The sequence below is a fragment of the Aeromonas enteropelogenes genome, from assembly GCF_020097295.1.
GTDB lineage: Bacteria > Pseudomonadota > Gammaproteobacteria > Enterobacterales > Aeromonadaceae > Aeromonas > Aeromonas enteropelogenes.
The window spans coordinates 4,233,709-4,255,816 of record NZ_CP083625.1 but is presented as its reverse complement, the minus strand read 5'-3'; the positions used below and the strand labels follow the sequence as shown (position 1 = coordinate 4,255,816).

The following is a 22,108-nucleotide window of genomic DNA, read 5'->3' as shown; positions in this document are numbered from 1 at the left end:
GCTCATATGGAGAATAATTATGTGCCCCGCTATCGCACTGCTCGGTGACATTGGCACCGACCACGACGGATTCCATCCCTCTCCGGTGATTGCCGCCAGTCCCGATGTCTTTCTCGATGGCAAGCCGGTGGCTCGCCAGGGCGACCCGTTGGCCCCTCACGACAAACCCAACAACCCGCCTCATCCACGCAGCATTTCGGGCGGGGTCGGCTCAGTGCTGGTCAACGGCAAGCCCATTGCCGTGACGGGCACTGCCGTCGGTTGTGGCGGCGTGGTGATTGGATCTGGCAGCGGACAGGCAGGATAAGGAGCCCGTGATGGCAGACAGCACAGGATTACAATTTACCGTCAAGGTGGGGTCGCTGCCCGAGGGAACCTTCGTGGTGGCCGAGTTTGCCCTGGAAGAGGCGCTGAACGGCCCGTTCCAGCTGCGCCTTGATTTGGCGAGCCCCCAGCCAGATATCGATTTTGCCGCCGTGCTGGACCAGCCGTGCGAGCTCCTGGTGTGGTACCAGGGCGAGCTGCAGCGCCGGGTGTGCGGGGTAGTGAGCAATTTTGCCCAGGGGGACAGCGGTTTTCGCCGCACTCGCTACCAGCTGCTGGTGCAACCGGCCCTGTGGCGACTGGGGCTTCGCCACAACTCGCGCATCTTCCAGGCGCAAAAGCCCGACGAAATTCTCAGCATCCTGTTGCAGGAACACGGCATTACCGACTATGCCTTTGCCCTCAAAAATGAACATGCCCAGCGCGAGTATTGTGTCCAGTATCGCGAGACCGACCTCGATTTCTTGAATCGCCTCGCCGCCGAAGAGGGGATGTTCTACTTCTTTGAGTTTGAGCAAGGCAAACACCGTCTCGTGTTTGCCGACGACGCGGCGGCCCTGACTGCCGGTCCCGAGCTGTTCTTCAACCTCGGCAACCGCTCGCTCGAGCAGGGCGCCTATGTGCGCCAGTTCCACTATCGCGAGGCGGTGCGCACCTCGGATGTGGAGCTCAAGGACTACAGCTTCAAGACCCCGGCCTATGGGCTCTCCCACAAGAAACTGGGGGCCGAGCTTGAGCATCAGCGCCAGAACTACCAGCACTTCGACTACCCGGGCCGCTACAAGCAGGACCCGAGCGGCAAGGCGTTTGCCCAGCATCGGCTCGATGCCCTGCGCAATGACGCCGTGACAGGGCAAGGCAAATCCAACAGTGCGGCCCTGCTGCCGGGGCAGTATTTCTCCCTGACCGAACACCCGAACGGCAGCCTCAACAGCGACTGGCAAATCGTCCATATCCGTCACACCGGCCAACAGCCGCAGGCGCTGGAAGAGGAGGGGGGCAGCGGCCCTACCGTCTACCACAACGAATTTGGCGTGGTGAAGGCGAGCAGCACTTGGCGGGCCCGTATTGGCAGCCCGCAAGCGCCCCACAAACCCATGGTGGACGGCCCGCAGATTGCCATGGTGGTGGGGCCGGAGGGGGAGGAGATTTACTGCGACGAGCACGGCCGGGTCAAGCTGCAATTCCCGTGGGACCGCTATGGCAGTTCCAATGACCAGAGCTCCTGTTGGGTGCGGGTGAGCCAGGGCTGGGCAGGTGGTCAATATGGCATGATGGCCATTCCGCGCATCGGCCATGAGGTCATCGTCTCATTTCTGGAAGGGGACCCCGACCAGCCTATTGTGACGGGACGCACCTACCACGCCACCAACCGGCCGCCCTATGAATTGCCGGCCAACAAGACCCGCACCGTGCTGCGCACCGAGACCCATCAGGGTGAGGGTTTCAACGAGCTGCGTTTTGAAGACCAGGCGGGGCAGGAAGAGATTTACCTGCACGGTCAGAAAGACCTGAATGTGCTGATTGAGAATGATGCGGCCTGGCACATCAAGCACGATGAGCACAGAGACATCGACAACGAGCGGGTGACCCGTATCAAGGCCAATGACCACCTGACGGTGGAAGGTGAGAAGCGGGACCATATCAAGGGTGACTATTCGCTGACCGTGGATGCCAGCATGCACCAGAAACTGGGGCAATCCCTGTTGGTTGAGGCTGGTAGCGAGGTACATCACAAGGCGGGCATGAAGATAGTGATGGAGGCAGGCGCCGAGCTGACCCTCAAGGTGGGGGGCAGTTTTGTCAAAATCGACCCAAGCGGCGTCACCCTCTCCGGTGGCTCCATCAAGATGAACTCTGGCGGCAGCCCCGGCTCAGGTTCCGGTTGGGCGGGGAAGATGCCGATCCAGCCTGATGATGTGGAGGTGGTGCCGCCGCCACCCCCGGTGGATCCGGTTCGTCAGATTGCGACCCTCAAATCGGCAGAGCCCGTCTGCGAGATCTGTGAACAGCTGGCCAAGGAGGAGAGCAAGTAATGGTCTTGCCCGAACTTGACTTGGCCAAGGGGGAGCATCTTTACTTGCTGCTTGATGGGGCGCAGATCCCCGATCTGGAGCGACAACTCTTTGACGTGACAGATAAGCCGGCCTATCAACCGCTGTATCTCTATGCCCCATGGGATAGCTTGCGGGAGGTTTCTCCCTGTTTGGTGGAAGCAAATAGCCAGCTTCTCACCTGGTTTCAGACGCTGCCCGCCAACGTGGGGTGGCTGCTAGCCTCTCCCTTGCCATTATTGCCGTTGGCTGATCGTCTTCGTCAGCTGATTGAAGTCGAAAGTCCCTATGGCAGCCGCATCTTGCTCAAACTCGCCCAACCCGACGGTATGTACCGCTTGCTGCTCGATGACGAGCCATGTCTCTGGGAAGGGATCAGCCAAGTGTGGATATCAGCGCGTCGCCAGTTACTGCCTAACGCACCGGTTGAGTGGTGGCACAAACGAGTCGCTCCAGCTTTAGGGGAGCGCCGGGGTGAGCGGCTGCGCTTGTCCGATCCACAGTGGACGAGGTTGGGAGAAGTAACTTGGTTGGACACTCTGGGTGCTGTATGGCGGCATATGGAGAAGTGGTTTCCTACACGATTGTCATCTCAATCACAACCAAATGAGTGGATAGATCAATGGGCAGAGTGGGGGTATGAGCAGGGATTTGTGACAGAAAGCGATCAACTCTCCTTGTTTACAGTGCTAGGGCATCTTGGTGAGCAGTGTGTTGACCCACATCACTATCAAGAGGTCGCTAATTTGCTCACTGTATCTTCACAACACACCCCATCTCAACGTATTGAACGTGCTGCCGAATGGGCAGAACAACACGTTGCTCTCGTTTAAGGAATATATTGGCATGAGCGCATTGAAAGACGCCAAGGCTGGCAATAAGAGCAAAGATGCGAAATTTCCAGCAGGCACCTGTCCCCTTAGCCAAGAAAAGATCCAGCTTATCCCTCTGCGTTATGGTTTGGTCGAGGGGCCAGATCCGGCGGGGAAATTGGCCATGCCTTATAAAACAGTGTCCAAGCCTGTAGGTATTCGCCTCATTCGAGATGGCTGGATTTATGCGGTGGTAGAGAGAAATAACAGCGCAATTTTGCACGAATATCGTGTAACAGAGGGGAAGATAGAGGCTCTGTTGTGGAACAAGGCTGACGTTTCTGCGGACGAGAGAACCAGCTCGGTCGGCGATGCCAAGATGATCTTCAAACGTAGTGAACCGCTATGCGTGGCCTACTCCGAAGTGCAATGGACTGCAAGAAAATGTTCTCAAGTACTTAAGAATGCATCACAACGAAAGAGGCTTATGCAAGCGGTTTCTTTATCCTCGGTGCATCCTGAAAAAGGTGGTAAGAATTTGCTTACTCAGGCGCAAGCAGAGCAATGGGTAGCCGAATGTGCCACCGTTAAGCCCTCTCATGAAAGAAATGCTTTGCTGCAAGAAACTCCTTATCACTGGGAATATGACCACCTTTATAAGGCCAAAGGTGCTTCTGAACTGCGACAAACGGTCAGTCCTGAATGTGAACAAAACTACCTATTTATAGTGCTGCAGGATGATATTGGTGTACTGCGGGATTTGAGTGCATATCAAGATCAGGTAGCCAAGTGGATAAATGAATGGCAGCAAGATGAAGTCCGCAACCAGAAGTATTCAGAAGCTTGCTATATCGAATCTCAGTTAGAGCTCAGTCAAGAAGAGCTTGAACAAGCCCAGAAAAGCCTAACCCCAGATGAACTGGAGGTACTAAAAGAACAGCACCAGCGGCAAGTAGAGGGCGTCTCTGCATGGAGATTTTGGGATGGCTCAGCAGGCCAACGAGGCATTGAGGATATGATCAACCGTACTGAGATGGAGGCGTTTTTAGCTGAGCAGCGTCAGATCCATCAACGTTGGGAGCAATTACTTGAGCGCATCACCCAAGATAGGGTGGCCCTGTTCCCCCATTTTTATCAGGCGGCCTGGTATTTTGATGCTGCCAGCAGCAAGCAGGTAAAGGAGGCGCTGGCTGCAGAATATAGCTGTGTTCAGGATCTTTGCCGCAGTGATAAGGCGATCAGGGCAGTAAGTAAGCAACTCGATAAAATGCCTTGGGTGCTCTACCCGTTGGCCTATACCGCAGCACCGGATGAACTCGCCAAGTTGCAGGAGGCCATTAGTTCTCGTATCAAAGATCTCGAAACACTGCGCACATTGCCAGCTCAACAGGCCGAACTGGCCAATAACATCGCAGCGTTAGCAGCTCGGTTAAACGGGGTATCAGCTCAAGTTTTGGCGGGACAGATTAATGCGTTGCTTGATCAGAAATTGGCTGCTTTTGCTGATCTTATCCGCACCAGTTATCGACCTGCACTGACCACTGGGTTCGCCAATGCGTTGCAAGGCATGTTTGAGCAGCTCAATGCTACCCAGCAGTTTAACCCCGCTGACCTTTTGCGACCAATGGGCAATGCTGCCCGTCTTACTCTGATCCAAGGTCATGGGTTGAAAGGGATTACCGTTTCTTTTTCCAGTGGCGCTGAATTGACCAAATTTAATCAGATATCGCAGGAGGTGATGGCGCTGCGTAGTGTCAATGTGTCACTCAAAAATGAGTTACGCCAGTTGAAAACCGCTCAGCGTCGAAGTGGACGTTCCAACCCGCGTATTGCCGTTATCAAGAATGAGCGGAAAATAAATCAGCAGCGGCTGGGGGCGCTTGAGCCAATATTGCAGCGGGCTATGAGTCCGGTTGGCCCTGGGCCGGCAAAGGTCGGGTATCAAATCGCCGGTCTTAGTGCCGATGAGATGCGTCATTTCCAGGCGCTGGCACAAGATGAGGGAGGGCTCTATCGCGGAACAAGAGGTCGTTGGTCGGCTGGAACGCTGGATATATTGGGCTTTTTAATCGCCTTTTGGCAGGGATATAATCTTTACAGCACCTCACAAAGATTACACGTAGGCAAAGCGAACTACTTCGATTTCATGCGTGACTTGTTCATTGTAAGCAGCTCAACCTTGGCCGCAGTTCAGGGGTTGTTGACTACCTATGATTTGGCTGCTTTGCGTACTGTCAGCGGCGAGTTGGCCTCTCTTAACACTATGGCCCGTCTGGGACGAATGACCGCCATATTGGGTGGAGCTAGTTATGTCGCGGCATTTGCGGCTAATGTAGTTAAATTGGGACAAGCCACTGATGCGACCTTTACCGCTCTGCGTAACGGCGATCGCCGGCAAAGTACCAAAAGTGCATTGGAGATGGGAACCAGTGGGGCCCAGCTTGCCATTAATGGCTACGGTGCATGGCGTTCAACACAAATCACGATGCAGGTAATGAGAGCGGCGCCCGCCGCGCGCGCCGCCCTTTGGGCCGCTAATGCGGGCCGGCTTTTGACCCTGACCATGAGGATGACTGTGGTAGGCCTGGTGGCCTCGGCGGTGGAGGTGGCCATCACGGTTGCCTTTAATCGCAGCTATTTGCCGGACTATATTGCCTGGTTTGAGAAGACCCGCTGGGGTAAAAAACCAAGCTTTGCTACCCTGGCCGATAGCCATCTGGCGCTGGCTCGCATTTCAGCCAAACCCCAGGCCGAGCTAAAAATGGTGGCTAAGGGTATGATACTCTCCCTGAGCTTCCCTGCACTGACGCTGGGCGATCTGGCCCAGGCAGGGATCACCATGGCCGTCTACTGGGGCAACAATGCCCTGCGCAATGAGTGGCAAGTCTGGAGCGAGTTGCTTGAGCAGCAATGGGTCTGCTTAAGCAAACCAGGGGAGCCGCTGCAGCTTGGCCTCCCGCTTTATGCTGAGGAGCTGAGGGGCAACCACAGCATCGGCATCACTTTGAGCTATAAACCAACTCCTGAGGCAGAGGCAGAGACTCTCTATTTACAAAAAGAGGGGACCAGCACGGCAGGTCCTCTCCATCAGGTCAAGTTGCTTAAAGTACGTCAGCAGGCGCTGCCGCGTGCGCTTAGTGCCGATGTAGTGATGATAGAGTCTGAAATTTCTAACAATTCACCTAATTAATCAGGAGCCCGCTGATGAGCGCCTCTCAAAACAGTGCCAGTTTGTCCGATGAGGCCGCATGCAATGAACCGTGTGCGGGGGAAGTGCGCACCATAGGCGGTGTGGAGCGCTTTGTTCTCTCTCCCCTTCCGCTGCCCGCCTTTGTCCGCTCTTTCTCATTGGGACAACAGCCTGCCATCGTGGCGCAAAATGATGCCCATATGGATATCGGAAATGGCAATCATGGTGTTGCGTTTGCCATTCAAATGACACTTATCATTAATGGTTTTATGGCGTTGGTGTCTGCGTTGGGTTTTGCGTTCATCGCGAATATAGAGATGCAACGCCCAGGTGCTATAGGTGGTTTTTGGTACAACTACTATCGTGTGGTAGTGGTGCCTGAGCCTGGTCATTCAATCCCTGTTTCTGTGATGTTAACGATAGGACTAATTTGTACATTGAGTATTGGATTCGCTGCTGTCCTGAAAAATGCTCGCGATGCCCGCTGTGAGCGCCCCCTGCGTTTTCACCGCCAGCGGCGTGAGGTGTGTTACTTTCCTACCGGCTCCGACACCCCCGTTATCGTACCGTGGGAATCGGTGCAGGCCTGGGTGGAGAGCGGGGTGATGACCACTGGTAGTGCTTTGCTGCGTACCGCAGATTTTTGCTTGGCGATCCCCGATCCAGATGGCAAACAGGTGTGGCTCTATCGCCTCCCAATGGGGGTGATGTCACAGGCCCTACTGTTTTGGGAGTCTATTCGTCGCTATATGGATGACAGTCAGGAGACTTGGGCTGGAGTGGGTGGGGAGCCAGAGAGTGTGGCTACCTTTGCGGCGTCGCGCCGGGCACTGCTCGATGACTTTGCAAAGCAACCAAGAAGGCGTTGGTTCGCCCTGAGCTTGGCCGATTTTTCTATTTCCTATCTGAGTGTGTTTCTTTATTACCTGTTTCATATCGCCAGCGGTTGGAACCTGCCATTTTGGGTTGCACAGTGGTACCAGAAATCGGTCAATGATCGCCCCATGCCCGCCAATATTGAAGCGTGGAGTACTCCATTGCCTGCTGAACTGTGGGCTCAACCCAGTGATGCCCTGCGTCGTCAAGTTGCCGCAGCTGAAGCTCACTATCAGCGTGGTGGAACCTTGGCCGATTTTCTGGCCGCCAATGACCAGTCAAAGATGGAAACGTTAACGTAAATTCAGGAGGTTCGGCTTTGTGGCTGTTTACCTCTGTTGAGATATTAGTAGCAGGGAAAGGGGTCACATCAGCTCTATGCTTATCAGATGGAGAGAGCATGTCGCGAAGCATCTGATAAAGGGTGATTGATTGCCTTCAATTTTCTTCCATTACACGAAAGCAGAACTATGAATCACAAGAGCTTGTGGCTGGCGCTGGCGACCAGCTGGCTGACCGCCTGCACGACAACCCCGTCACTCACCGAGGCCGAACTTGCCCAAGCCGCAAGGCAGGGGGATGGCAAGGCCCAGTACGAGCTGGCCCAGAGGCTTGCCGCCAAGCCGGATTATCCCAATGCCATGCACTGGATGCAGCAGGTTGCCCGGGAGAGCGGTACCCTGGCGGCCGACCGACAGACCCGTGCCAGCGCAGCCAGGCAAGTAGGGGAGTGGTATCAGGCCGGATTGGGTGAGCCCAAGGATCCGGCGCAGGCGACCCTGTGGTGGCAGCGTTCGGCGCGCCTTGGTAATACCAATGCCAGCTATCAGCTGGGGCTGGCATGTCGGGAACAGCATCAGGGCAAGCTGGTGAGCGAGTGCCTCGACTGGTTCGAGCAGGCCGCCAAGGGGGAGCATGCCGAGGCACAGCTGGTCCTGGGTCAGTGGTATACCACGCAGCGCGGTGCCGACGAAGATGCCGTCAAATGGCTCGAAAAAGCAGCTGATCTTGGCAACCGCGATGCCCAGTACCAACTTGGCTTGCGCTATGAGCAGGGCAAGGGGGTAGCCAAGCGACCGGATCTGGCGCAGCGCTGGTATGACAAGGCGGCGGCCCAGCAGCAGCCGGATGCCTTGCTGTGGCAGGCGAAGCAGGCAGCGCCTGCCAACGCGTTTGCGGCCTATCAAGGCGCCGCCAATGCCGGTTCCGCCGAGGCCGAGCTTTGGCTGGGCATGGCCTATCTGGCGGGTGAGCAAGTCAAAGCGGATCCGGCCCTTGGTCGCTACTGGCTGGAGCTGGCGGCCGGCCACGGCAATCACGAAGCGCAATATCAGCTGAGCTTGCAACAGACTGCGCCTGGCGATCGCATCCAGCTGCTGACTCAGGCGGCACAAGGGGGCGTGACCAAGGCCTGGTTCGAGTTGGCTCAGTTGCAACAGGAGCAGGGGGAGCTGGAGCAAGCCAGAGCCAGTTATGGCAAGGCTGCACAGCAGGGGCATACCCAGGCGCAATACGCCTATGGGGAGATGTTGCGCCTGGGCCAGGGGGGCCAGGAAGATTATGCCCTGGCGCTCAAGCAGTATCGCCTGGCCGCGATGAAGAACAATCGGATGGCGCAATACCGCATGGGCGCCCTGCGTGAAGAGGGGCTGGGTGCGCCGCGCAACCGGATCCATGCCTATGCCTGGTTGTCGCTGGCGGCGACCGAAGGAATGCCCGAGGCGGCGCAGGCGCGGGACGAGCTGGAAGCGGCGATGACCAAGCCGGAAGTCAAAAAGGCTCAAAAATTGTCGGAGCACTGGTTCGGGAAGATGACGACAGAGGCTCAAGGTAGCTAGACCAAAAGCCGCGCCTGACCAGACTGTTTTTGATCCTGTGTCACGAAGGACGGTGATTGAATCGTCAGAGATGGGATGGCCCGGCAGGGGCTATCCCATCGTCTTTTTGATGTGTCAAAACGCCCCTATATCTGGCTCCATTTGGCTGTTTTCGCGGGGCAAAAGTGAAAGCGTTTTCAGAAATCCTTTTCAACTGTGATCCGCTTCAAAGCTTTTTCGTGCGTCAACCTCTAGCATTGGCACCACGAATTAGGGGCTAAGGCTCCCGATTTTCCCGCTGTGGGAGGTAACTGGTGAATCCAGTTATTTCCTTCGTTACTTTCGACGGTCATCAATGGATGGCCGTTTTTTTTTTGCGTTATTTCGTTGTCAAGGGTCGAGCCGTTGGCGCTTTACCGTTAAAATTCCGCTTTTGCACCTGCCCGTGAGTCTTGATGTCTGTTTCCACTCTCTCTTCGGATAGCTATGCCCTGCTCACCGCGTTGCAACTGCAGCGCATTGCCAGTACCCGCCTGCTGCAAGAGCAGCTGGGTCTGGGTCACTCCCTGCCTGGCGACCTGCTCCGGCTGCAAGATGCCGGACTGGTGAGGCTGCGGGGGGAGCAGCAGTGGAGCCTGACGGCCGAGGGAACGCTGGCGCTGATCCTGGGCGTACGTGGCGGGTTTTGTCCCGCGCCGGATTGGCACAAGGTCTCCTCCCTGACCGGTCAGGATCTCGCCCACGCCCTGGTGCGCGAGCTGTGTCGCGGCAAGGCGGGGGAGGTTCCGGCCTACTTCTCGGCCAGCGAACTGCTGACCCTGCTCGACACGCCGGGCGCCTACCAACTGCTGGCAGGCTCCAGCCCCGCCTGGCAACAGCTGCTGCTGGAACACTTCTCCCTGCAACTGCTGCTCGATGCTCCCTATGAAGCGCAGTGGCCGCTGGCCGGCCAGCTGCATCGCTGCGCCCCCGAGGTGCAACCCCTCGCACGGGCATTCGAGGCGGAGTGGCGCTGGCTCTGTGGAGATGATGACGGGGTGAGCACCGACTGGCCCGCCTTGCAGGCACTGGCCATAGAGTCGCAGGGGCCGCTTGGCGAGCGCCTGCTGACTGCCCTCGGCCAGTGGCAGGGGAGTCATGAGGCCGGGCAGTGGCCCCGTTCGTTCAGCGCCCTGCTCTGGCTGGGTTGGTTGCAGCAGGCCGATCCCGTGGTGGCGAGCGAACAGCGCAAGAAGTGGCAGCGCAGCCTGGCGGGCCAGTTCCCCTTGCTGGGTGACCTGCTCAGCCAATGGGCGGGGGAGCGCCACGGCCAGGCCGTGGGTCTGTTCGATACCCTGCAACTGCCGGTGGATGAGTTGCACTGGGGCTACCTCTGGCTCGATCTCTGTGCCCTGGCTCGCCACGGCACCCAGAGTCCCCAGGTGGCCATGCTGCACAAGTGGGATCTCACCCACCTGCTGGATGCCGAGCCTCACCACAGGCTGATGGGTTTTTGTCAGGATCTGCTGCGCCTGCTGCTGGAGGAGACGGTCAAGGGGGCGCCCTTGTGCCAGCTGCAGGAGGGCGATAAGGATGACGACGAGAGCGACGAGGAGAAGACGGCGGCGTCCGCCAACTGGCTCAACTGGTTGCAGGGGCTGGGGCGTGCCAGCGGGGTGCGCAAGCCCCAAGAGAGGCTGGTGTGGCTGCTCCACGCCGACGGCCCCGAGCTCGAGTGCAAGATCCAGAAGCTCAGTACCAAGGGGGAGTGGACCGCCGGTCGCCGGGTCGATCCCACCCTGCTTTCCACCCAGTATGCGGCCCTGCTCGATGAGCACGACTGGGCGCTGGTGCGTACCCTGCCCCGGGTGATGAGCCGCTTGCCCCGGGATGTGTGGGCGCCCCTTGCCAATCACCCTCGGCTGTTCAATACCAGAGGGCAGAAGCTGCAGCTGGCGCTGACCGCGCCCCTGCTGCAGATAGTGGCGGTGGAACAGGGGATGAGCGCCCGCCTCATCCCGGCCGCTGCCGCGCGCGGGGCCCATATCATGCCGCTGGCGCAGGACTTGTGGCAGCTTATTCTCACCCCCCAGCCTCTGCTCGATCGCCTGCCGGCCCTCGAGGCCATCCCTCTGCTGCCCGCCGAAGGACTGGCTGAGCTGCAACAGACCCTGGATGCCATCCCGGATCTGCCCTGGCACAGCCAGGTGGCCGGTTTGCAGGGCAATGCCGAACTGGCCCCCTGGCCAGGGATCCCGTCGGTTCAGCTGGACTGGCAGGATGGTCAGCTCTCGGTCAGGCTGGTGACCCGCTTCGATGACGTGCCCCCCCAGCCTCTTGGCAAGGGGGAGGCCATCGTGCGCCAGGGGATCCAGGAGTATTGCTACTGGCAACGGGATCTGGCGGCCGAGAAGGAGCAGGCCCAAGTGCTTCGCGCCGCCCTGCCCATCGGCCTGCCCGGCACCGAGTGGCGACTCGAGGGGGAGCAGGCGCTGGCGTTGGTCAATGCCCTGCCCGAGCTGGTGGATAACGGCGTGGTCATCCACTGGCATCAGGACAGCGCCCGCCTCAAGAGCCTGGATGAGGCGGCCCTGAGTCTTCGTATCGAGCGGCGCCAGGACTGGTTCCAGGTGGAGGGGGCCTTGTCCCTCGATGAGCACCAGATCCTCGATCTGCGCCTCATCCTGCGCCAGATGACCCCGGGTCAGCGCACCGTTCAGCTCGACGAGAAGACCAGCCTGATGCTGAGCGACAAGCTGGTAGAGCGCCTCACTATGCTGGGGGCCATGCTGGACGAAGATCAGCGGATCAACAACAAGCTGGCCTATCCCCTGACCCGGCTGCTCTCCGTCATCACCACCGAAGGGGATGCAGCCTGGCAGAACCTGCAGCAGGAGTGGCAACAGGAGGTCGAGTGCCCGGCCGAGCTGCTCGAGGCGCTGCGGGATTACCAGAAGGATGGCGTGCGCTGGCTTGCGACCCTGGCCCATCACGGCTTCGGCGCCTGTCTTGCTGACGACATGGGCCTTGGCAAGACGCTGCAGGCCCTCATCGTGCTGCGCATGCGCCAGCGTCTGGGCCCTGCGCTGGTGGTGGTGCCGAAATCTGTGGTCACCAACTGGCAGGAGGAGGTGGCCCGCTTTGCCCCCGAGCTGGAGGTGGTGACCGTCGATAATCCTGCCGAGCGGGAAGGGGTGATCCGCGAGGCCAAAGCGGGTCAGGTGATCCTGCTCAATTACGGCATGCTCGGCGGCCTGTCGGCGGTGCTCAAGTCACGCAGTTGGCCCTCTATCGTGCTGGATGAGGCGCAGCAGATCAAAAACGCCGGCACCCAGCGGGCCAAGCTGTTGTTCCAGCTCGAGGGGGATTTTCGTCTTGCCCTCTCCGGCACTCCCATCGAGAACCATCTGGGGGAGCTGTGGAGCCTGTTTACCTTCATCAACCCGGGCCTGCTCGGGAGCCTCGGTGAGTTCAAGCGCCGCTTTGGCAAGGCGGTGAAGGATCCCCAGCACATGGCGCTGCTGCGGGCGGTGATCAGCCCCTTCATCCTGCGGCGCCTCAAGCAGGAGGTGCTGACCGAGCTGCCGGACAAGACCGAGATCATCCATCACATCAGCCTCTCCCCCGAGGAGCGCCAGCTCTACGAGGCGACCCGGCGCGAGGTGGTGCAGCAGGTGCAAAGTGCCGACGGCCGAGCCCTGATGCACGTGTTGAGTGGTCTGACCCGGCTGCGCCGGCTCTGCTGCTCCCCCGAGCTGGTGATGCCGGAGTGGTCCCAGACCAGCAGCAAGCTGGACGAGGCGATGGCGCTGCTGGAGGAGGCCATCGACGGCGGCCACCGGGTGCTGGTGTTCAGCCAGTTTGTCGATCTGCTGAGCCTGTTGCGCGCGCGGATCGAGCAGCGAGAGTGGGACTACTGCTATCTGGATGGAGCCTGCTCGGCCAAGGCGCGTCAGGACTCCATCCTGCGTTTTCGCAGCGAGTCCGTGCCGCTGTTTCTCATCAGCCTCAAGGCGGGGGGCACAGGGCTCAACCTGACCCAGGCCGATACCGTGCTACACCTGGACCCCTGGTGGAATCCGGCGGTGGAGGATCAGGCGAGCGATCGGGCGCACCGGATGGGGCAGACCCAGCCGGTCACCGTCTATCGCCTGGTGTGCGAGCAGACGGTGGAGGAGAAGATCGTTGCCTTGCACGACGAGAAGCGGGCGCTGGCCGATGGCCTGCTGAGCGGCCAGTCCGAGGTGCGTGGCCTCGATGTGGAGAGCCTGCGGGCCCTGCTGATGAGCTAAGAGCGCGCCGTCAAGGGTAAAAGAGAGGGGAACATCCGCGGATGCTCCCCTCTCTTCTTTGGTCAATCTGCACAGGGCCGGGTGCCGCTTACCCCTGATAGAGGTAGAGGTGGAGCCGCTCTATGATGGGCTCGCCGCCAATCTTGCGATCCCGCCGCGCCTGTCGGCTCTTGGGCGGGTAGTGGCCAAGATGGGTTACAGCGGGGGAGCTGTCTGCGCAGAGCAGCAGGGGCAGGCTCGCCTTGATCTGCTGCTTGCGGGGCGTGCGCGCCTGCCACAACAGGTTGATCATGGGGTGGGTCTTGACCGGGCGGCGGATCCGCAGCTCTGCATCCGCCGGCAGGCGACGGATGTCGTACACCTCCTGATCCACCATCTTGCTCCACTCCTCGTTGTTGGAGAGGGCCGGCACGTAGCGGCGGCTGCGCTCCAGCATCTCCAGCACCTGCTCCCGGCTGAGGCGGTTGATGGTCTGCTTGTCGGCCCAGGTAAATCCCAATGATTGCAGCTCTCCATCCAGCAGGGTCAGCTTGCGATAGACCTGTAGGGTGATGACGCCGGGCAGGGCGGTGTGGACCAGCTCGAACTTCTCGTCCCGCCCGCCCGCCTGCTGCACCAGCCCCTTGAACTCAAGCTTGTGGCGGTTGATCTCCTCAATCAGGGGGGCCAGTACGGGGGCGGTGGCGGCCGGGAAGCGCAGCCAGCCGGGCAGGCGATGAGTTGCCTTGGTGGAGCAGCCCGGGCGGGCGCTGTGATCCTGATAGGCGGCCAGGGTGGCGGCGAGCGCCTCCTCTCCACATAGATAGCCCACTTCGATCCGCTCGATGGGGTCGTGCTCTTTCCCCTGCGGGACCGGGGGCAGGGGATAGACATGGGCCTCTTTCAGTTCGAGCTGGCGCAGCAGCGCGGCCAGCCGGGCCAGTGAATCTTCAATCGCCTCCATCTTTTGGCGCAGGGCGGCGGTAGGGGTAAAGGTGTCCATCGATGATCCTGTTGTCGCATCCGGCCCTGGAGAGGGCTCGGTGATAGGCAAACCACTGTATAAATAACCATACCAGTATGACGGTGAGGCGCCAAGTCGTGGATGGCTGCTGGCCTTATGCATGGGAAAGAGACGGCGCCAGGCAGGTTTCTTTTGTGTGTCATTGCGTTAAATAACAATCAATAAAAGATCAATAAATTAACAGGGCACTGTAAAGACGAGGTTATCGACGCAGGGGTGGCATGCTGCGAGTGCATAGGATGCTTGCTGAATTGCATAGATAGAGGGCTCCTGCCCAGCACAATATGCTGTGGCAGCATGCGGCTGCTGTTCGTGTTTTATTAATCCTTTATATTCAACGAGTTAAATTTACATCGTTGCGTATTTAACCATTAGTTTTGCTAATGTTATGTATCAAAATTCGTCAATTGAGACGGATCCGGCCCCTGACTAAGCTTTGCGCATCAAATTCAAGCCCAGTGCGCAAACATCAGAACCCGGAGGAGCCATACCATGGCCAACATGACCTATACCCAAGCCGGTTATCACCACGACAGCGAGCTGAACCTGATCGCTCGTGCCAAGATGACCGTATTGACCTGGCTGGAGCGCAGCCGCAGCCGTCGCCAGCTCTCCGAGCTGCCCGAGTACCTGCTCAAGGACATCGGTCTGAGCGAAGCCGATCGCTATCAGGAAACCACCAAGCCGTTCTGGCGTGGTTAATCGACCGGGCATGGATGCCTCGTTGTTCTGCTGATCCCCATCCCCCTTGCCAGCCAGTGATCGACCGGCTGCACCACGCTGTTTTTCCCCGCCAGCAACCCTTTAATGCTTACCCTTGACCCAATTGGTTTCTGCGCCAGCCTGTTCGCCAACTTGTATCATTAATGTTTGAATTTGTTTAAAAAACGGATTTTAAGCCGCGTCGCCTTGCGTATAATCCACCCTAGTGTTTCAGACCAAGAGGGTGAGATGGATGATTCCCCAGCATGATTTTTTGGCCTTGACTCGCAGCCATGAGTGGCAGCTCGAGCCCTTTTCCTATGCGTTGGCCAATGGCGACAGGGTGAGTGTCTGGGATACCGGCGTGCTCTGCCTCGAGCCCGCCTCCGGGGCCGGTGATCAACCGGGTGGGCGCAAGGATATCGTGCTCTCCTGTGGCATTCACGGCAACGAGACGGCCCCCATCGAGATCTGCAACCAGCTGCTGACCCGATTGCTCGAGGGGGAGCTGCAGGCTCGCCACCGGATCCTGTTCCTGTTTGGCAATCCGGCCGCCATGAACCTCGGGGTGCGGGAGGTGGAGGAGAACATGAACCGCCTCTTCTCTGGCGCCCACAGCAAGGGGGAGGGGTTGTGCAACCGGGAGCGGATCCGCGCCATGCGCCTCGAGCAGTATGTGAGCCGCTTCTTCGCCGATCCGGACCGCCCGCGCTATCACTACGATCTGCACACCGCCATTCGTGGCTCGCGCCACGAGAAGTTTGCCGTCTATCCCTTCCCTCACGATCGCCCCCACTGCCGGGAGCAGGTTCAGTTTCTCGGGGCCTGCGGAGTGAGGACCATCTTGCTCTCCGGTGGCCCCACCACCACCTTCAGCTATTACAGCTCGCACCAGCACGGAGCCCACGCCTTCACGGTGGAGCTTGGCAAGGTGCGTCCGTTTGGCGAGAACGACATGACCCGCTTCATCGAGACCAAGGTCGCATTGCAGGAGCTGGTGACCCAGGACGAGGTGGCACTGGAGCCCTGGCGCGCCGAGGACTTCACCCTGTTTGCCATCGATCGGGTGATCAACAAGCGATCCGAGCAGTTTCGCTTCCTGTTCGCCAGCGACGTGGACAACTTCACCGAATTCCCCCAGGGGTTCGTGCTGGCTGAGGATGGGGATCTGAGATACACGGTCGAAAAGCCGCGCGAGGCCATCGTCTTCCCCAATGCCAACGTGGAGGTGGGGCAGCGTACCGTGCTGCTGGTGGTGCCGACCCGGCTCTGGGACTAGTCGCTACCGCGTTAAAAAGAAACGGGGACAGTCAGTTGACTGGCCCCGTTTTTGTATCGGGTCAAGGCGTGGGTCGCGCTTAGCTGTTGTTGTTCACAAACAGGGTCAGCTCCTGGCCCGGCTTGAGGTAGTCCCCCTTGTCGAGCTGGTTCCAGCGCATCACATCGTTGATGGCCACCTGGAAGCGTGCCGCGATGGAGGAGAGGGAGTCGCCACGGCGAACCTGATAAACCACCGACTTGTTGCTCTTCCCCTGCTTGGGATAGACCACCAGATTCATGCCCGGCTTGAGGGCCGACTTGGCATTCAGGCCGTTCCACTTGGCCAGCTCGTTGTGAGAGACGCCGTGAACCTTGCTGATGCTCCACAGGGTATCGCCGGAGCGCACCTTGTAGCTCACCTTGTTCTTCGACGTGCTCTCACGACTCGCCAGCTGCTGCGGCTTGCTGGCAACCGTGGCCTGGCTGCTGACCACCGCCTTGCCGCCAAGGGGGATCACCAGCTGCTGGCCACGGCGCAGGTTGTTGCTGCGCAGGTTGTTGGCCAGTTTCAGCTCGCTCACGCTGACACCATGGTTCTGAGCGATGCGCGACAGTGTGTCTCCGCTGACCACCTGATAGGAGCGGGTACGGATACGCTCGCTCTTGGGCAGATCCGCCAGCGCCAGCTCCAGAGTATCGGCGTATTCGACCGGTACCAGCAGCCGGTAGGGGCCACGGGGGGACATCACGCCGCGACTCAGGGCCGGGTTGACCTCCTTGAGATGGGAGACGCGCAGGCCTGCCAGCTGGGCAGCCACGTTCAGATCGATCTGGCTGCCCGTCTCGACAACCCGCAACTTGGGCTGGTTGGCAAGCACCGGCAACTTGATGTTGTACTTGTCCGCATTGCTGAGCATGTCCGCCATGGCCAGGATCTTGGGCACGTACATCTGGGTTTCCCGCGGCAGATCGAGGGACCAGTAGTCGGTCGGGCGACCGGCACGCTGGTTGCGCACGATGGCGTTGCGAACCCGCCCTTCACCGGCATTGTAGGCGGCCAGGGTTTGCAGCCAGTCGCCATCAAAGAAGCGGTTCAGGTATTCCAGATAGTCGAGCGCCGCGTTGGTGGACGCCAGCACATCCCGGCGACCGTCATACCAGTTGTCGTGACGCAGGCCGAAGTTTCGGCCGGTGGCGGGCACAAACTGCCACAGACCGACCGCATTGCTGCGGGAGCGAGCACGAGGATTGAACATGCTCTCGATCATCGGAACAGTAATAAGCTCCATTGGCAGCTCACGCCGTTCTATTTCCTCCACCATCAGATACAGGTAGGGTTCAGCCCGGCTGGCAATGGTCGCCAGATGCTTGTCGTTGCGCAGCAACCACTCGCGTTGCTTCCTGATGCGGGGGTTATCCGGGGTATCCAGTTGCATATCATCGCTGATACGCACCCACAGATTGTCCGTATCTTCCATTTCGTCCAGCTGTTCATCGCCGAAAACGAAACGTGAAGCATGTTTTTTATTCGCTTTTTTATTGACCTGGGGGGACTTGATCGGCTCGATTGCCGTTAGCGCCCGGTCATCCTGATGGCTCAGGTTTTGGCAGCCGCTGAGCAACAGCGCTGCCAATAAGGCCGTTCGTACCTTCATCTCGTTCCGGTCATTTGTAACAAAAACAGCCCGCATCATAAGGGGCAACGTCCCCCTGATCAAGGTTTGCTCAAAAAACGTCCTTCCATTGGCGCAGGATGGTGAAGGTATCTACCGGATTTTCCACGCATTTTAGTGCGTGTTTTTCAGCAGAAAATCTTACCGAGTCTGCCTCGCAACGCAGAAAAACGTTGAATGACTTTTCGTCTCCGAGCCGGCTGGGCAGGCTGGGCAGCCCCTGTTGGCGCCGTTTGCTGATCAGCCCGATCTGGCGCTGGATCGCCGGGTTGTCCGGCTCGACCGCATAGGCAAAGCGCAGGTTGGACAGGGTGTACTCATGGGCGCAATAGATGAGGGTGTCGTCGGGCAGGGCGGCGAGCCGCTCTAGCGAACGATACATCTGCTTCGCCGTCCCTTCGAACAGGCGACCGCAACCAGCGGAGAAGAGGGTGTCACCGCAAAACAGCATACCTTCGCTGTAATAGGCGATGTGGCCACGGGTATGGCCGGGTACATGGATCACCTCAAGGGCGAGACCATGCCAGTTGATCTGATCGCCATCCTCCAGCCATTGGCCGTGGTGATCCGGCATGGGGTCCAGTTTGGGCCCATACAGCTTGGCGTGGGGGAAGTGGCCGAGCAGTTCGCCAACACCGCCGACATGATCGTGATGGTGATGGGTCAGCAAGATGGCATCGAGTTGCAACTCCAGTGCGGCCAGCCGCTCCAGCACCGGAGCCGCGTCGCCTGGGTCGACGACCAGGCAATGATTTTCGTGTCGGATCAACCAGATGTAGTTATCGTTAAAGGCTGGAACTGTGATCACTGGATACATGAGTCTGCTTCTCTTTAGGGAGGGTATCTTATATAACAGGATGGCGTTCGAAACCCCGAGTTGAGCCCTATTATGCAGGTGGCACGTACCGAACAACAAATCGAGATCCCGACCAGCTGGTCCGCATTGCCCATGGGGGACTGGGTGGCGGGTGAAATTCAGGAGCGGCTCGACAACTGGTGCCCGAACCTGTTTGGCTATCATCTGTTGAAAATAGGTGCCCTGAGCGCCGAGCTCTCCTGCAAATGCTCCTCCATTCGCCACCAAATTGGTGTCGCCCCCGAAGGCCGGCTGCTCGACATGTACGGCGATCCGCTGGACTTGCCGGTGCGTACCGGCAGCGTCGATGCCTGTCTGCTGGCCCACTGTCTCGATTTCTCTGCCGATCCCCATCAGGTATTGCGCGAAGCCGAACGGGTGCTGACCGACGATGGTTGGCTGATCGTCAGCGGCTACAACCCGCTGAGTCTGGTCGGGATCGGGCACTACATGCCGGTGCTGCGGCGCAAGTTGCCTTGGTCAGCACGGATGTTTACCCCGGGACGGGTCACGGACTGGCTACAGTTGCTGGGGTGCGAGGTGATGTTCGATGAACGCTTTGGCTACTCGTTCATGGGGCGACAAAGCTGGCATAGCTGGTGGCGGGAGAGCCTGGGACGGGATTATTGCCGGGGATTTGCCTCTGTCTATGTGATTGCCGCCCGCAAGCGGCGTTTTCCACTCATCCCGGTGCGACGCCGCTGGCAGTTGCCAAAATCGCTGGCCACACCGGGAATGGCGCGTCAGGGCTGGTAGCCGGTATCCTCGGCCAACTGCTTGCCGCAGGCAGCTTCTCTGGCCAGCTCGTCACAGCGTTCGTTCTCCGGATGGCCGGAGTGCCCTTTGACCCAGAGCCACTCGATCTGGTGGCGGCTCACTTCCGCATCCAGCGCCTGCCACAGGTCGACATTCTTGACCGGCTGGCGATTGGCCGTCATCCACCCTTTTTTCTTCCAGCCGATGATCCACTGGGTGATCCCCTGGCGCACATACTGGCTGTCGGTAGTGAGGCGAACCTGGCAGGGCTCGTTCAGGGTGCGCAGGCCCATGATGGCGGCCATCAGCTCCATCCGGTTATTAGTGGTGAGCCGAAAACCGGCGCTGATCTCTTTGCGATGCTTGCCATAAACCATGACGGCACCGTAACCGCCCGGGCCCGGATTGCCGAGGCAGGAGCCATCCGTGAATAAATCAATCTGTTTTAACATGAGTAATCAATCTGTTTTAGCCGAAGGCTTGGGGTAAACTAGCGGGTAAAGCCGAAGTTTGACATAGATTGGATCATGAACACACCCCAACTGAATCGCCAGATCATTCTGGATACTGAAACCACAGGTATGAACACAGGTGGCGGCCCCGTCTATCTGGGACACCGCATCATCGAAATCGGCTGTGTGGAGGTGATCAACCGCAAGCTGACTGGCAACCATTACCACGTCTATATCAAGCCGGATCGGCTGGTGGACCCGGAAGCGGTGCAAGTGCACGGCATTACCGACGCCTTCCTGGCCGACAAGCCCTCCTTTAACCAGATTGCTGACGAGTTCATCGAGTTTATCCGCGGTGCCGAGCTCATTGCCCACAACGCACCGTTTGACGTCAGCTTCATGGACTACGAGTTCAGCAAGCTCGGACTCGATTTCAAGACCGCCGATATCTGCAGCATCACGGATACCCTGGCGATGGCGCGGGACCTCTTCCCGGGCAAGCGCAACAATTTGGATGTGCTCTGTGATCGCTACGGCATAGACAACTCCCACCGGACCCTGCACGGGGCCTTGCTCGATGCGGAGATCCTGGCGGACGTCTACCTGTTGATGACGGGTGGCCAGACCAAGTTGAATCTGGCGACCGAAAGCAGTGAGAGCGAGAGCAGCCAGGACACCAGCATCCGCCGGCTGGAAAGCCATCGTCCGCCTCTCAAAGTGGTGCGGGCCAGCGCCGAGGTGCAGGCGCTGCACGAGGCCAGGCTGGATCTGGTGCAAAAGAAGGGAGGAAGCTGTCTGTGGCGGCAATGAGCAGGTGGTGGTTTTCTCTCCTGTTGCTCTGTTCACTGGGGGCGGCGGCGACCGAGGTGTTTGCGCCCTCCGACATCCCCTTGCTGGATAACCGCTTTCGCATCGACTACGGAGTGAAGGAGATCACCTTCATCATCAAGCGCAAGGCGGGCACCCCGTCGGTGATCCTGGTGCGACCCGATGGCAGCAAGCTTTATGTGGGTCGGGTCAAGCCTGCCGATGTGGGTTGGCTGGCATTGCCCGAATATGACCTCATCACCCTGCGCAATCCCATGCCGGGCCCCTGGCAGGCGATAGGGGAGGTGGATCCGGACAACCGGGTGCGCATCCTCTCCGATATCAAGCTGGATATCGAGGCGCTACCGATGCAGCTCTATCAGGGAGAGGTGATCAAGCTCAAATCCTGGTTGCAGATAGCGGGGGAGCAGCCTGCAGACAACTACTATCTCTCCGAGCTGGGGATGACCGTCAGGTTGCAGTCGTACAGCGATGACAAGCAGCAGGAGGTGGTGCTGGACAAGGTGCTCGGCCAGTATCATGACGATGGCAAGGGGCTTGACGAGGTGCCGGGGGATGGGGTCATGACCGCAGAAGCGGTCTTGGAAGATATTCCGACGGGCAAGTACCGCGCCATGTTCAGCACGGGCAACCAGGTGTTTGAACGTGCCCGTTATCAGGATGTGCTGCTCTACCCCTATCCGTTCAGTTATAACCTGGAGCCGCCTTCTGACGTGCAAGGGGCCAAGATGGCATTCCTCATCGATCGGGATGAACTGGATCCAGCCTCCGTGGTGATCCAGGGCAAAGTGACGAGCAAAGAGGGGGGAAGTTATCCCTTTAGCCAGACGGTGGCCGCCCCCAGACTGAATATCGACCTGTCGATGATCAAGGACCCAGGGCAGTACGAGGTACAAGCCACGCTCTATGGCACCAACTTGCTGGGGCGCGAAGTGAAGATCCTGTTGCCCGGCAAGAGTTTCAACATATTCCCTCCGCCCCCGCCGGTTGAGGTGGCGCCTGTCGTCTCCAGCGCGCAGCCCGTTGAAGCGCCGCAGGAAGAGGAGATGGGCTGGCTGGTCTGGGTGCTGGCCGGGGGAGGCGTGTTGCTGCTGGTGCTCGGTGGAGTCGGGTTTGTGGTGTTGCAAAAACGCCGGGCCCTGAAGCGGGCGCTGGCGGCAGTACAGGCTAAGAGCCCGGAGTCCGCTGACACGGGTACCAAGCTGGATCTCAACTTGCCGGAGCAGTGACACAG

Annotated in this window: 16 protein-coding genes; 12 read left to right on the top strand and 4 right to left on the bottom strand. The window is 59.1% G+C overall.

Going from position 1 to position 22,108, the window contains the following annotated elements:
* Nucleotides 1-19: 19 nt before the first annotated feature.
* The 7 genes from LA321_RS19600 (at nt 20) to LA321_RS19570 (ending at nt 13,344) form a co-directional block, all read left to right on the top strand.
* Nucleotides 20-307, top strand: coding sequence for a type VI secretion system PAAR protein (locus LA321_RS19600; protein WP_042028472.1), 288 nt, complete (start codon nt 20-22; stop codon nt 305-307).
* A gap of 10 nt (nt 308-317) precedes the next feature.
* Nucleotides 318-2,360, top strand: coding sequence for a type VI secretion system Vgr family protein (tssI, locus tag LA321_RS19595; protein ID WP_042069984.1), 2,043 nt, complete (start codon nt 318-320; stop codon nt 2,358-2,360).
* Nucleotides 2,360-3,211, top strand: coding sequence for a DUF4123 domain-containing protein (locus LA321_RS19590; protein WP_042069983.1), 852 nt, complete (start codon nt 2,360-2,362; stop codon nt 3,209-3,211). The genes tssI and LA321_RS19590 overlap by 1 nt, the downstream gene beginning before the upstream one ends.
* A 13-nt stretch (nt 3,212-3,224) precedes the next feature.
* Nucleotides 3,225-6,380, top strand: a complete 3,156-nt coding sequence (locus tag LA321_RS19585; RefSeq protein WP_042069982.1) for a toxin VasX — start codon at nt 3,225-3,227, stop codon at nt 6,378-6,380.
* 14 nt (nt 6,381-6,394) lie between these two features.
* Nucleotides 6,395-7,558 (top strand): hypothetical protein, encoded by a 1,164-nt coding sequence (locus LA321_RS19580; protein ID WP_042069980.1) that lies wholly within the window; start codon nt 6,395-6,397, stop codon nt 7,556-7,558.
* Between the two features lie 168 nt (nt 7,559-7,726).
* Entirely contained in the window at nt 7,727-9,094 is a 1,368-nt protein-coding gene (locus LA321_RS19575) for a tetratricopeptide repeat protein (protein WP_042069979.1), read from the top strand.
* Nucleotides 9,095-9,528: 434 nt separating this feature from the next.
* The gene (locus tag LA321_RS19570) at nt 9,529-13,344 is read left to right on the top strand and encodes a DEAD/DEAH box helicase (RefSeq protein ID WP_042069978.1); all 3,816 of its coding nucleotides are present in this window, start codon (nt 9,529-9,531) and stop codon (nt 13,342-13,344) included.
* Between the two features lie 88 nt (nt 13,345-13,432).
* Here LA321_RS19570 and LA321_RS19565 read toward each other — a convergent pair whose 3' ends face one another.
* Nucleotides 13,433-14,326 carry a DNA replication terminus site-binding protein gene (locus LA321_RS19565; protein ID WP_042069977.1) on the bottom strand — a complete coding sequence of 298 codons (894 nt, stop codon included), beginning with the start codon at nt 14,324-14,326 and terminating at the stop codon, nt 13,433-13,435.
* A 513-nt stretch (nt 14,327-14,839) separates the two neighbouring features.
* On the opposite strand from LA321_RS19565, the gene LA321_RS19560 reads away from it, so the two are divergent.
* Both LA321_RS19560 and astE read left to right on the top strand, forming a co-directional pair.
* On the top strand, nt 14,840-15,049 hold the full coding sequence (locus LA321_RS19560) for a DUF1127 domain-containing protein (protein WP_026458132.1): 210 nt from the start codon (nt 14,840-14,842) through the stop codon (nt 15,047-15,049).
* A 253-nt stretch (nt 15,050-15,302) separates the two neighbouring features.
* On the top strand, nt 15,303-16,328 hold the full coding sequence (gene astE, locus LA321_RS19555) for a succinylglutamate desuccinylase (protein WP_042069976.1): 1,026 nt from the start codon (nt 15,303-15,305) through the stop codon (nt 16,326-16,328).
* Nucleotides 16,329-16,407: 79 nt separating this feature from the next.
* On the opposite strand, the gene LA321_RS19550 is transcribed toward astE, so the two are convergent.
* Both LA321_RS19550 and gloB read right to left on the bottom strand, forming a co-directional pair.
* On the bottom strand, nt 16,408-17,964 hold the full coding sequence (locus tag LA321_RS19550; RefSeq protein ID WP_042069975.1) for a LysM peptidoglycan-binding domain-containing protein: 1,557 nt from the start codon (nt 17,962-17,964) through the stop codon (nt 16,408-16,410).
* A 70-nt stretch (nt 17,965-18,034) separates the two neighbouring features.
* The gene (gene gloB, locus LA321_RS19545; RefSeq protein WP_042069973.1) at nt 18,035-18,799 is read right to left on the bottom strand and encodes a hydroxyacylglutathione hydrolase; all 765 of its coding nucleotides are present in this window, start codon (nt 18,797-18,799) and stop codon (nt 18,035-18,037) included.
* 72 nt (nt 18,800-18,871) lie between these two features.
* On the opposite strand from gloB, the gene LA321_RS19540 reads away from it, so the two are divergent.
* Nucleotides 18,872-19,594 (top strand): methyltransferase domain-containing protein, encoded by a 723-nt coding sequence (locus LA321_RS19540; RefSeq protein WP_026457478.1) that lies wholly within the window; start codon nt 18,872-18,874, stop codon nt 19,592-19,594.
* Here LA321_RS19540 and rnhA read toward each other — a convergent pair.
* On the bottom strand, nt 19,582-20,046 hold the full coding sequence (gene rnhA, locus LA321_RS19535; protein WP_042069971.1) for a ribonuclease HI: 465 nt from the start codon (nt 20,044-20,046) through the stop codon (nt 19,582-19,584). The two genes, LA321_RS19540 and rnhA, sit on opposite strands and share 13 nt — an antisense overlap.
* A 75-nt stretch (nt 20,047-20,121) precedes the next feature.
* Here rnhA and dnaQ point away from each other — a divergent pair, with 75 nt between their 5' ends.
* Nucleotides 20,122-20,856, top strand: coding sequence for a DNA polymerase III subunit epsilon (gene dnaQ / locus LA321_RS19530; RefSeq protein WP_042069970.1), 735 nt, complete (start codon nt 20,122-20,124; stop codon nt 20,854-20,856).
* Complete coding sequence (locus LA321_RS19525) at nt 20,853-22,103, top strand: TIGR03503 family protein (protein WP_042069968.1); 1,251 nt, start codon at nt 20,853-20,855, stop codon at nt 22,101-22,103. The genes dnaQ and LA321_RS19525 overlap by 4 nt, the downstream gene beginning before the upstream one ends.
* The last annotated feature ends 5 nt before the right edge of the window (nt 22,104-22,108 follow it).